This window comes from Zobellia uliginosa (genome assembly GCF_018860745.1).
Taxonomy (GTDB): Bacteria; Bacteroidota; Bacteroidia; order Flavobacteriales; family Flavobacteriaceae; genus Zobellia; species Zobellia uliginosa_B.
Window position 1 is genome coordinate 395,686 of the sequence record NZ_JAHKPY010000002.1, and the last position, 13,504, is coordinate 409,189.

Below are 13,504 nucleotides of genomic sequence, written 5' to 3' on the forward strand. Positions count from 1 at the left end.
GTTATATTGTTTGTGATGAATAATGTCATTGTAAATATACTAAATCATGACTTAAAGTGTATTTTGGATACTTATTAGCCATGTGGACATAACAAAATGGTGTATTATCAGAATAGTGTTCATTGAACCTTTTCAACATTTTTTAGGTGTCAGCAGATTCTTTCTTCTTGCTAATTTGTTTTACGTATTCGCTAGGTACCATCCCAAATTGTTTTTTAAAGCATTTAGAGAAGTAAGAAGCCGTGCTAAACCCTGTTTTGTACATGATTTCTTTTACGGAATAATTACTTTTATTAAAGAACTGCACTGCTCGTTTTAGACGAATACTCCTAATAAATTCACTTGAGGACAGACCTGTAAGTTCTTTAAATTTTAGGTAAAGTGTACTTCGGCTAAGCCCCATTTCTTTTACGAGCATTTCTACATTAAAATCGGTGTTCATCATATGTTTCTCAACGATTTCTATAGCTTGGCTCAGGAATTTTTCGTCCATCGAGGTCACAGCAATTTCGCTGGGCTGAACTGTTATTTTTCGATTGAAACGTTTTCTTAGGTGCTCTCTTCGCTTAATTATATTTGAAAGCTTGAGTTTTAAAAGTTCAAAATCAAAAGGCTTTCGTAAATATTCATCAACACCCAATTCAAGGCTTTTTAACTCAATTTCTTGAGAAGATTTTGCAGTTAGAATTATTATGGGAATATGGCTTGTTTCTGGCTGACTCTTTAAGTTGCGGGAAAACTCAATACCATCCATTATAGGCATTACTATATCACAAATAACAATGTTGGGTATAACCTTTTTAGCTATTTCTAGTCCTTTCTTACCGTTTTCAGCTTGGTAAATGGTATAAATGTTCCCTAAAATTTTACTTATGAATGTACGAATATCTGGATTATCATCTACCACTAATAGAACAGGTAGTTTAGGTCTTGTTTTGGACATGCCTTCATCAATGAGGTCGTCATTTAGACCAATAGCAAAAGACTCTGTTTCAGAAGAACGCACTAGAAAATCATTATCTGAAACATCCTTACAACTAATTTCATCTATATTGGTGTATGCTTCTTTGTCTTGTGGTAAGCGCACTATGAACTTGGTACCCTTGTCCGGTTTACTAAAAACTTGAATACGCCCCTGGTGGAGCTCTACCAGGTTTTTGGTAAACGAAAGCCCAATACCAATGCCTTCAGGGTTAATTTTATGGTTCTTTTCGCCTTCTTTAGCCGAATTGAAACGTTCAAATATTTTAGACATTTTTGCTTTTGGCATGCCAATTCCCGAATCTTTTACTTTAATGACTACTTCGCTCTTTCCGTCAACAATATCTTCTGATATTTTTACTTTGATTTGACCTCCGGCTTCGGTGAATTTGAAAGCGTTGGAAAGCAGGTTGTTCATTATTTTTTCTAAGGCTTCATGGTCAAACCAAGTGATTATAGAGACCGTAGAGGAATCTACTTCAAAATTAATTGACTGTTTGTGCGCCATAAATTGGAAGGGTTCAGCAACTTCACGTATAAACGCTGTTATATCGCTATTTCTCATAACGAGCCTCATCTTTCCTTGGGTAATCTTTCTGAAATCTAACAGCTGGGTCACTAAGCGCAATAAATAATTGGTATTTTTTTGCATTAGCCCTAATTGCTCTTTAAGCGATTTCTGATCAAGAGTAGATACATTTTTTTGGACATATTCTAGAGGTCCTTTTATGAGTGTTAAAGGTGTCCTGAATTCATGTGAAATATTGGTAAAAAACTCCAATTTCATACGCTGTAATTCTTCAGACCTTTCACGTTCAACAGATTCCAGTTCCAATTGGTGCTTTTCCGAAGTTCTAATAAAAGTATACCTCCAGAACAACCATAGTAGCCCTAAAAACAACAAACCATAGCAAACGTATGCAACATAGGTAAGGTACCATGGCGGAATAATATGTATGCTCAAGGTAGTAGGTTTCGAATTCCATATGCCATCATTATTGCTTGCCTTTACTTTAAAAACATAGTCACCGGGTTTTAAATTGGTATAAGTGGCATATCTTTTCTTGGAGGTTGTCTCTGTCCAATCGGTATCAAAACCTTCTAGTTTGTAGGCATATTGATTTTTAGCAGGTGCAGCGTAGTGTAGTGCCGCAAATTCAAAAGAAAAGTTAGTGTTACCGTACTTTAATTCAATTTTCTTGCTTTTGCTGATGTTCTTTTCTAAAACAACTTTGCCATTTATTTCCTCACCTATTTCAACGGATTTATTAGAAATTAGCAAATCCGTGATTACAGTTTTAGCCGGATATTTGTTTTCTTGAATTTCATCTGGATAAAAAGCATTGAAACCATTAATACCTCCAAACAACATTTCTCCATCCGCTCTTTTTAGACAAGCAAGCTCTTGGAATTCATTGTTTTGTAGGCCGTCACTTGAATTGTAGTTTTTGAATATTTCCTTTTCTGGGTCAAAACTGGAAAGCCCTTTGTTAGTTGATAACCAAAGGTTTTGATTGCCATCCTCAAGAATACCTTTTATAACATTGTTAGGTAAGCCATTTAATGTGGAGTAGTGCTCAAAAGTTGCTGGATTTTCATCTGTGCCAGGTATGTATTTATTTAAGCCACCACCAAATGTTCCTGCCCATATGACCCCGGATAGGCTTTCGTACAATGAAAGAACGTAATTGTGACTAATGGATTTTGGATTAGTAGGGTCATGTTTGAATACCTTGAATTTTGGCCTTTTCTTATACTTTTCTTTGGAGGTAAGTACACAAAGTCCGTCACCGGTAGCTAACCATATGTTTCCATTGTGGTCTTCCAGTATGTTTCTGATAATATTACTGGAAACGGAATTAGTTTTTCCGGGGTAATGACCAAAAGATTGTTTTATAAAATGACCTACAGTATCGGTTTTTATCCAGCGGTGTATACCGGTATTATAGGTGCCTACCCACAAATTTTCATTTGAGTCCGACAAAAGGCTGAAAACGCCATTGTTTAAATCTGTTTTTGTTAAGTTGGCCTCTGTAATCTTATTTGGATTGGAGATATCTAAAAAGTAGAGTCCGGGAAACCCTTCGGTACCAATCATTAAAATTGGTTTTTCTCCAATCTTAGTTTCTTCTATGGCAAAAATCTTTGAAAGCGAATTAAAATGTTCAAAGTGTTTGTATGAGCCATTGTCATTGTCTTTTGTGAGCATATTTAGTCCACCACCTTCGGTGCCGACCCATAATGTACTATTACTGTCCTCATAAATAGACCTAATTTTGTCATAGCTCAAACTATTTGGGTCAGAAGTATTTCTAACGTTTTTAAACTGTTTTCTTTTTGGGTCAAAAATATTTATACCACCCCCGTTTGTCCCTATCCAGATGATACCCGTATCGTCCATAAACAAAGACCTTACAATATTTTTACTTAAACTTGAAGGGTCTTTTGAATCATACTGGAACTGCCTTAAAAATACCGGTGGTTTGTTATCCGTAAAATTTTCAAAGTAGAAAAGACCACGGTCTGATCCTGCCCAAATATGATTGTCCTTATCAAGAAGAATATTGCCAAATGTACCTTTATGAAACTGTTCGAAACCTGTTTGTGACCCTAAAGTTTGATAATAAAGCCCTCTACTAGTGGCAATAAAAAGACGCCCTGTTGCATCTTCGGCAATACTTCTAATAGTTGTTTTGGGCAAGCCTATTTCTTTGGTAACATTGGCAAAAAAGTCTTTGCCCTTACCATCTTTCCTTAGTTTATAAAGTCCGCCTTTACCTCCCACATAAAGTCCGCCTTTTTTATCTTCATATATAGAACTTATAAAAGAACCGTCATATTTAGGAATAGGAGAACTAATTTCAGAGTTGAAATGTTCAAATTCAATTCCCTCAGATATAGTATTAAGATCTAATCTGTCAAGACCATTTTTATTTCCTACCCATAGCCTTTTCTTACTATCGATAAATACCTTGGTAATATGATTACTTGAAATGGTTGTTGGATCGTCTTTATCGTGTACGTATTGGGTGAATTTACCTGTAGTTACATTAAAGAAGTTTAGTCCGTTTCCGGTGGTTCCAATCCACAGATTGCCTTCATCATCTGCTGCAATGTCAAAAATAAGGTTGCTACTTATACTGTCAGGCTCATTATCATCAAGATTGTATACCGTGAATTCATAACCGTCATATTTGTTGATTCCATCATGGGTTCCAAACCACATGAACCCTAATTTGTCCTGATAAATAGTATTTACATCACTTTGTGATAGACCATCTTTTGTGGAGATATGTTGAAACGAAATTTGATTTTGCCCAAATACATTGGTTAAAATACCCAAGCATAGGAGAGAAGACAAATAAAATGATTTTATTTTTTTTGGTACTACGATCATTTAGTAAAATGAATTAGTGATTGCGATTTGGTTTGGGGGTTACATTTATTCTATATAAAGCGTATACTGAAATAGTCTAGCTCATTTAAGATAACAATGTAAGATAAAACTAAGATTTGAAGCAGAGTAAATGGTTTTGATAATAAAACATATGATTAATAAGGTATGTTTTTGAATTGATAAAGCCCTGTTAAAGGGAGGTTACTATAAACTCTCGGTTCTTGTACTTTTTAAATTACGAATAGCCCTTCTTTTTACAATGTCATTTTATGGGTCATACGGCCTGTATGCCTTTGCTAACATAATATTAACGTTTGTATAGCTTAGATTTTCTATCAGATTGCATGTACGCCTCACTACCAGGTATTGGATTATGTCTTTTTTTATTGAAATGTCTCCTTCTTAAAAACTTGTTGGTTAACCATATACGGCACATCCAGTTTTCCTCATTAATCATTTGGCCTAAGGATCAAATCATATGTCATTACCTGATTGAAATAAAAAACGAACATTTGTTTAACTAAACTTTAACAACGAGAATGTATGAAAAACAAACTGCTATTAATCAGAAAATCTAGGCTGAAGCTCATGACGCTCATGTTGGGGCTGTGCTTTGGTTTTGCTAGTGCGCAGGAGCTTTCCGTTACGGGAACGGTCTCTGCGGACGGCGCGCCATTACCAGGAGTAAGCGTGGTAGTGAAAGGAACACAAACGGGTGCTGTTACGGATTTTGACGGTCTGTATACCATCAAAGCCAAGTCTACAGATGTACTTATCTTTAGTTACATTGGTTTTGCAACCAAAGAAATTGCCATTAAAGGTAAAACAAGTTTAAATATTAGTTTGGAGGAAGATGCCTCTGAACTAGATGAGGTTATTGTAGTAGGGTATGGTACCCAGCGCAAAAAGGAACTTACAGGCGCCGTAGTACAGGTGAAATCTGAAGAATTGGCCAAGACCACCACGTCAGATATTGGTACTGCATTGCAGGGCCAGATTGCGGGTGTAAATATTACCGCCAGTTCTGGGCAACCAGGCGAGGAGGCTAACATTCTTATTCGTGGTTTCAGTTCCCTATTAGACGGGCAAAATGGCCCACTTTATGTGGTTGATGGTATTCCTTATAATAGTGACCCACAATTAAGCATCAGTGAAATTGAATCTATAGATGTATTGAAAGATGCGGCTTCTGCTTCAATTTATGGTACACGTGGTGCTGGCGGTGTAATCCTAATTACTACCAAACAGGGTAAAGTTGGGAAGATGGATATTCGTGTAAACTCTGAGTATGGGGTGCAGGATATTACATCGGGAACGCCGCTTATGTCTTCGTACCAACTTACGTATATGGATATGCTACGTGGAGCGCAGTCCAGCGGTAAAGTGCAAGGTGGTGTAAATGCGGAAATTCACAGAAATAGATCTTGGTTCACTAATGATACGGCACTAGAAGATTTAATTCTGAATGATTTGGCACCTATTCAAAACCATTCTATTAATGTATCAGGTGGTAAAGATGGGTTGACGTATAACTTCAACGCCAGTTTTTATGATCAGTCAGGTATTATGATCAATTCGGATTATAGTCGATTTAATATTAGGTCCAACACACAGTTTACAAAAGGAAATTGGAAAATAGCAACAGGACTAACTTTTAAAAGAGATGAGAAAACACTGCCAAATTACGGAGTTTTCAATAAAATATTGGAATACAAGCCTTTTCAACCAGATATAGAATTAGGACAAACGGAGCTTACAGATGTTACCGAAGATGATGTTGACGAGCCAGGTGGAATAGGACCTATTAGAGCCCTTGGTGGAGTGGCTAGAAACTTAAACACTAAAGAAGTAAGGGACGGAACCAGTAATGGCGCTAATATTCAGATTGATTTTGATGCAACACCATCCTTAAAATTTACGGCTAGGGGAGGTGCCAACTTTTCCCATGACAAAGGAGTGCGTATCATTCCAAGACTAGATGTATATAATACTGCTGGAGATTTGATACCACCAAACCCATGGGATATTTCTTTAATACAAACGGCTGTTACGGACAATAACAAATTAACTTTCGAAGGAATGATGAACTACCATAAAAAGTTTGGTAAACATGACCTAAACCTGTTATTGGTAAATTCCTTAGAGCAGACTGAAAATGAATATTTCAGAGCAGAGAAGAGAGATAATGCAGATGCGGCGGTTACGGTTTTTGATGGCTATACCACAGGTGATTTGATTACATCGGATGGAAGGGATTATACAAGAACACTTATCGGTTATCTAGGAAGAATTCAGTATAACTACGATGGGAAGTATATTTTTAGTGGGAGCATAAGAAGAGATGGTTCATCTCAATTTAGCCCACAAAACAGATGGGGTTGGTTTCCTAGTGCCTCTTTAGGTTGGAATGTTTCCGATGAAGCTTTTTGGGAGCCAATTAAAGAAACCGTCAATTCATTCAAGATAAGAGTGGGTTACGGTACTACAGGTAATGATAGATTTGCTTCTTATAGTAACCAGGCAGTTGTTGATCTAGGGCAAGATTATGTATTTGGAAGTGCCGATGTAGACCCCAGTTTAAACTCTACCACAGAAACACCTGCCTTGGGAACTACCCAAGAAAGGTATGCCAATGAAAATGTAAAATGGGAAACTTCCAAAGAGCGAAACCTAGGGGTTGATCTGGCCTTCTTTAACGGCAAGCTTACTTTCTCTAATGATGTGTACGTAAGTGAAAAGAAAGATTTGTTGTTCGGAGTTGTAAACCCTCCTTCAACAGGTGTTTTTGGATCAAACAGAAGTAGTATCCTAAATATTGGTGATATGAGAAATACCGGTCATGAAATGGCTCTTAAATTCAATCACTACGGTAAAAAAGGATTCAATTGGAACATGGGTTTAACCTATGCAAAAAACGTGAACTTGGTAACCAAAACAAGTCCTAATAATCCTGTTATATTCTTGGATAACAGTTATATCTCGCAAAGAGGTCCTAGAGAATTGGTAAGTGTTATACGCGAAGGTTATGAGGCGGCTGCCTTTTTCTTGCGTGAGACGGATGGAATTATCAAAACAGAAGAGGAACTTGAAGCTTACAAAGAAATTGATCCTGCAGCTTCTTTGGGACAATTAAGATATGTAGACCAACTTACCGTAGATACAGATGATGATGGTATTCCAGATGCCGGTGATGGTAAGATAGATCAGGATGATAAAGTATACAAGGGTAGTGGTTCAGAAGACTTTAATATGGGCTTCAATTTTGGAGCCAATTATAAAGGAGTGGATTTTTCTATGAACTGGTACGGTTCTCAAGGAGCAGAAGTAATGAACGGTAGTAAGGCGTATGCCTACCAATCGGGTACCCATGCAGATATTTATTACTCATGGACGGTTGTTAATCCACTATCGGATATTCCATATTATGATGGTTCTCCCAATACTAATTCGTATAGAGATGCTTCGGATTATTTCCTGGAAGATGGTTCTTTTATTAGACTCAGGAATATTAGCCTAGGGTATTCGTTACCGTCAAAACTTACGGATAAAATGAAGATAGGAAAGCTTAGGATTTATGTTCAAGCTCAAAATTTAATAACCATTACCAACTATTCAGGTTTTGACCCAGAGGTAGGTAACAATGGGTTTAGTAGTAGAGGTATTGACCAAGGTACATATCCTGTAACATCACAATATAAAGTGGGCCTACAATTACAATTCTAACACAACGAAAGATGAAAAAAACACATAAAATAAAAATGAGAACAGCGAATAGCCTCTGTAGGAGAGCTATGGCGTTGTGCATGCTAGTATTAGTTTCTCAGGCATGTAGCGATGATTTTTTGGATCAGACAAATCCAAATTCCTTGACCACTAAAAGTTTCTGGAAGAATAATTCACAACTTAATCAAGGGTTGAACTCGGTCTATAGCGCATTAAAAAATAATGATGTATTGGGTATTCAAAATGAATCTGTACGTACAGATTTAGCGGTACCAAGTGGTTACAGACAGGCAACTAGACCAGATGAGATGTATTTTCAGGATTTTACAGCAAATACCAAGTACGTAGAGAACAAATGGAATGCACTTTACTTAGGTGTGTTTAGAGCCAACCAGGTCATAGAAAATTATGAGCGCTTGGCTGTAGATTATACCACAGAGGTAGCTGCGGAAGAAGGGTCACGGGTGTATGCACAAGCAAGAGCTTTAAGAGGGTATTTCTATTATGTATTGAACACAAGTTTCAATAGTGGTAATATTCCATTGGTAAGTTCGGTTCCAAAAGATTTTGAAGAATTTCAAAAGGCATTGTCTTCTTCGGAAGCCGTGCAAGCTTTTTACCGTGATGATTTACAATATGGTATAGACAATTTGCCAAGTACATATGCAGATTGGGAGTCTTATGGCAGCAATAATTTAGGACGTATTACTGCGGGCGCATGTGAAGCATTAATGGGAAAAAGTTTCTTGGCAGAGAATGATTTTCAAAATGCCGAAGGTTACTTTAAAAATGTAATAGAGAATTATAATTATGCATTAGCAGAAGATATTGCAACTACGGTAACGGGAATAGCGGAGTTTAACTCGGAATCTATTTTTGAAATTAATTATACCACCAATGTTAATCTTGAAACTACAGGTGAAGAGTCCTTGGCTCAAAACATCACCTATATTGTTTTTAACGCTAATATTCAACCAAGTTCATGGTTGGCAATGAAGTACCGAGCAGATAAGATTGATCCTGCAGACCCTGCAAATATTAATGTGGGAGCAGATGTATATAATGAAAACGGAGAAATTATAGGTACTGAAGACCGTATGCGTTTGTACAGCAAAAGAATGGGGGATTGTATGGGGCAAGTAGATGACCCGGATTCGCCAATGTATGGAGCAATAAACGGTGAGTACGGTAATGCAACGGGGGTTGCTCCTTTTGCTAGGAACCGTGTTAATATGTTCAAGAAATTCTTGCATTGGAACACTATAGGTGGTGGTGCAGGAGAAGATAGGTCTACACTGATGAATAACCGTTCTGGAATAAACATTCCGGTCATTCGTTTGGCGGATGTGTACTTAATGTATGCGGAATGTATGCTAGAATCGGGAAATCTACCCGAAGGATTAAAGTATATCAACAGGGTTAGAAAGCGTTCACACTTAGTTTTACTAGGAAAGGCTTCCGAAGCTGGGGCGGAGTTCAATAACTTGGAGACTACTTACATGGATGACATAGATTTTGATTCTTCCAACGGGCAACAGCCAGTTACTGTACAGAACTTGATGGAGCATTTACGTTTTACGGAAAGACCTTTGGAATTATCCTTAGAAGGAGACCGTGCTACAGATTTAAGACGTTGGGGAAAGTTTAAAGAGCAACTGGAACATTTAGCTTCAATAAAATACGATTACTGGCATTATGAGAAAAACCTTAATGGTAAACATGGTACTAGATACAAGTGCTTTTTAACTGTTTCGGGAGAAGAGCCTACCACTTATGAGGGTAAAAAAGTCTTTAATCAACCTCCAGAAGTTCAAGATGCAGTTGTGGGAGCTCAGAAGTTCAATGAAAGCTTGCACGCTTATTTGCCCATGCCTCAAAGTGAAATTGATTCTAACCTTAATTGGGACGAGTTTGTTCAATAAATCAAACCTAAATAAAAGAAAATGAGAGATATAAAATATAGTATTAGGTTTCTTTTTTTACTGCTGATAATAGTTGGCTGTGAAGATGATGACGAGTACGTAGCACCAAATACCTTTGTAGATGCCGCATTCACTACAACATGGGGTACAGCGGTTGATAAGGATATAGATATAAACAATTATGGGTCTTTTATGGACCTGTCCAATGGAACCACTAAACATGAGTGGACCATACCGGAAGGAACATTTTTTCTAAAGGGACCTCTACCTACTAAAGCAGATAGTTTTGAGTCGAGCATAATTGAAGGTGCGGGTATGGTATCAGATGAACGAACGGTACATGTACTGTTTACCAAAGGCGATTCACTTACTCCCATAAAACTGCATAATGAATATGAGGAGTATACGGAGTTTGTTTTACCTACTGGGTGGGATGTTGAAACTAACTCATCAATCTTTGACACCTTAAGAACCGTACAAAAAGGTGCGGCTTGGGTTTTAGATTATACTATTATGGTTGATGTCTACGATACTATTGTGGCAGATATGGAGATTAGGACTTTAGGAGGGAATAAAATCGACTTTAAAACTCAGGAAGTAATCGATGTAAAGTTTGGTGATGAACTGATTTTTGAAGATTTAAGTCGGTCCAATAATACCTCTAGACCAACCACTACGGTATGGACAATTCATACGATTGAAGAAAATGAAGAGGATGAGGAAAACATCATAAATGTTAACGAGGAAAAAACGATTGATACGCTTAATTTCAATAAGCGAATTGGGAAGTTTGAAGGTCGTCTGATTTCCAAGAGGGATAGAACCGAAACTGTTCAAGCAGACGAAGAGAGGTATGATATTCCCGTAGTATTTAATGTTACCGCTTTGGACGAAGCCTTGGAACAATCGGGAGATGTGTTTGAATTGGCGGACAATACCATTGAAGTTCCTTTAAGCTCAAAATTGATAGCGCTAACGGAAGATGTATCTGCCAACTTTATGGTAGAGGTTAATGGTGTGGCTAGGTCAGTTGCATCAGTAGCTCAAAACCCTGATAATTTGGATGTACTTGTACTAACGTTGGATACCCAATTGGAAGGTACTGATGCGACCAATACGGTTACTGTATCTTATGATGGTGGCAGTTCTACATTACAGTCCGTAGATGAACGTGTACTTGAAGCTTTTAGCAGCGTGCCTGTTGAGGTATATGTACCCATTTTGGTCAATAGGGTAGGGACAATTCAAAAAGTAACGGAAGACGATGCTATTTTGGTGTCTTTTGATCAAGAGTTGGATCCTGCATCCATAACGGCTTCTGCGGATGCTACAATGGGCTTTTCGGCCATGGTAAACGGTGTTGCTGCAATAGTGAGTTCGGTTGAAGCTGATGCTGCTGATGCGTCTACCTTAAGAATAATGCTTGGAGAAGAACTATACAGAGATGATGAGATTACGATTTCATATGCGGGTCCAGGTGATATTGTTTCTGTTGGTGCCGGCGAGCTTGTAGATTTTGGTCCAGATGCCGTTGTGGCAAATGAAGATAATATTTTAGGTGAGGTTGGTATGTTCGAAAATGCAATAGATACAGATTGGATGAATACCGGTTCTAATGGAACCGGAGCTGCTGAAATTGTTGCTGCACCAACACCTGATGTAGTTTCAGGAGTAGCGCCTTCTGGAAATGTTTTGCGTTTGTCGGCTCCCGATGGAAATAAACCCAACACGGTAACCAGCGGAACTTTTGCCTTTGAAGCTGGGGTGGTTTATAGGGTAAAGTTTAAAAGGTATTTGGGCAGCACCACAAATACCGCGTTCGCAAAACATTATTTTGGCGATCAGCAAGTTAATGATCAATGGAACGATGTAGATGATGAGTTGGGTACATGGCAATTGGTAGAATTTACCTTTACTGCCGCTGCAAGCTCAAACGGAACGGTACGTATTCAACCTGTACCAGCAGGAATAAGTGATGTTTATTATGACGATTATACCATTCAAGTAGATGATAATCGCCCTTAATTAAGAGTGTTAGTAGTGTTTTGATTGTTTAGTAAAGCCGCCTCAAACTGGTAAATTGAGGCGGTTTTTTATGTAAATAGAATTGTTATCGAGAAATTTTGTCCTTAATAAATGTGTCTGGTATAGTGTACAGTTCAACCTTTAAAAGAATAGCACGGCTAATAAATGGATAAAAAAAGGAATTTGCGCAGGTATGCACGCAGTATGCGACCCAAAATTGAATAAGCTAAACTAACTATGGGGCTAACATTTATAACATTAGCTATTATATTTATTTTAGTTTTTGGTTTTTTCCACTATTGAACAATCAATGCTCATTCAGTTACCCCAAAATGAAAAATAGTAGTTTCATCGTACTTTTCACCAGGAAGCAATAGCGTAGAAGGGAAGTTCTCATGATTGGGCGTATCCGGGAAATGTTGAGTTTCCAAACAAAATGCCATATGGTTGGCATATTTTATATTGTTTTTCCCTGTTAAGGCATCTCCTATGGCATTGCCGGAATAAAATTGAACCCCTGGTTGCGTAGTTGAAATAGTCAGTGTACGACCTGATTTAGGTTCTACTACCTCTATTACTTCTTTTAATTCCCCAACCGGTTTATTAAAAATGTAATTGTAATGATACCCGTTAAAGTTCAGCTTGTGAATGTTATTGCCTATTGGAGTGGGGGTGGTTAAATCCCAATCTGTGCCTTTTACAGTGCTTAATTTCCCTGTAGGAATAATTTCTTCGTCGATTTCAGTGTATTTGTCAGCATCTATTTTTAGGATATGGTCGTAGATTTTGTCTTTCATGCCATTAAGGTTAAAATAGCTGTGCTGGGTCATATTCACATGCGTAGCTTTATCCGTTGTAGCTTCATAATGCACTTGAATAGCATTGTCATCAGTCAGAGTATACGTGACGTAACTCTCTAAATTACCAGGATATCCCATGGTATTATCTGCTGAGATATGTTGCAATCTAATAGAAGGCCCCAGTTTGTTAGCTACAATTTTTGAATCCCAGACCACACGGTCAAATTCGTTACCACCGTGTAGACAGTGTACATCGCTATTTTTTGAGAGTTCGTAGGTAGTTCCATCAATCGTAAATTTACCGTTTCTAATACGGTTAGCAACCCTTCCTATGGTGGCTCCAAAGCAAGGGTGCTCCGCAGTGTACTGTTCTAAAGTGTCAAAACCGAGCACTACATCCTCAAATACACCATTTTTGTCAGGTACCATAATAGAGGTAATAGTACCTCCAAAATTGGTGAGTTTTACTACCATGCCATTCGCATTTACCAAAGTGTATAAAATTACGTTTTCATCATTTGCGGTCCCCCAGTCTTTACTGGTTACACCTGCATGCTTTTGAGCATTTATTTGTGCAAATGCACAAAAACAAATCAGTAAAAAAGAACCTTCTATTCCTTTAATCCCTTTCATGATTTTATGATTTTTTAAACTGA

The 13,504-nt window shown here is 37.7% G+C and carries 5 protein-coding genes; 3 read left to right on the forward strand and 2 right to left on the reverse strand.

All coding sequences use genetic code 11. The features are described 5' to 3' along the window. Nucleotides 1-142: 142 nt before the first annotated feature. Nucleotides 143-4,342 (reverse strand): two-component regulator propeller domain-containing protein, encoded by a 4,200-nt coding sequence (locus tag KO521_RS02300; RefSeq protein WP_252729823.1) that lies wholly within the window; start codon nucleotides 4,340-4,342, stop codon nucleotides 143-145. Between the two features lie 579 nt (nucleotides 4,343-4,921). On the opposite strand from KO521_RS02300, the gene KO521_RS02305 reads away from it, so the two are divergent. From KO521_RS02305 to KO521_RS02315, 3 genes are read left to right on the forward strand one after another with little or no spacing between them, the layout of a single operon-like run. Next, complete coding sequence (locus KO521_RS02305) at nucleotides 4,922-8,101, forward strand: SusC/RagA family TonB-linked outer membrane protein (RefSeq protein WP_215938288.1); 3,180 nt, start codon at nucleotides 4,922-4,924, stop codon at nucleotides 8,099-8,101. Between the two features lie 11 nt (nucleotides 8,102-8,112). Then, complete coding sequence (locus KO521_RS02310) at nucleotides 8,113-10,023, forward strand: RagB/SusD family nutrient uptake outer membrane protein (protein ID WP_215938289.1); 1,911 nt, start codon at nucleotides 8,113-8,115, stop codon at nucleotides 10,021-10,023. A 21-nt stretch (nucleotides 10,024-10,044) separates the two neighbouring features. After that, nucleotides 10,045-12,048 (forward strand): hypothetical protein, encoded by a 2,004-nt coding sequence (locus KO521_RS02315; RefSeq protein WP_215938290.1) that lies wholly within the window; start codon nucleotides 10,045-10,047, stop codon nucleotides 12,046-12,048. Nucleotides 12,049-12,362: 314 nt separating this feature from the next. On the opposite strand, the gene KO521_RS02320 is transcribed toward KO521_RS02315, so the two are convergent. Continuing rightward, nucleotides 12,363-13,481, reverse strand: coding sequence for an aldose epimerase family protein (locus KO521_RS02320; protein ID WP_215938291.1), 1,119 nt, complete (start codon nucleotides 13,479-13,481; stop codon nucleotides 12,363-12,365). Between the last annotated feature and the right edge of the window lie 23 nt (nucleotides 13,482-13,504).

What these genes read in the sequence shown, in the direction of transcription:
- KO521_RS02315 (WP_215938290.1), top strand. Translation starts at nt 10,045, where the DNA reads ATGAGAGATATAAAATATAGTATTAGGTTTCTTTTTTTACTGCTGATA.
- KO521_RS02320 (WP_215938291.1), bottom strand. Translation starts at nt 13,481, where the DNA reads ATGAAAGGGATTAAAGGAATAGAAGGTTCTTTTTTACTGATTTGTTTT.
- KO521_RS02305 (WP_215938288.1), top strand. Translation starts at nt 4,922, where the DNA reads ATGAAAAACAAACTGCTATTAATCAGAAAATCTAGGCTGAAGCTCATG.
- KO521_RS02310 (WP_215938289.1), top strand. Translation starts at nt 8,113, where the DNA reads ATGAAAAAAACACATAAAATAAAAATGAGAACAGCGAATAGCCTCTGT.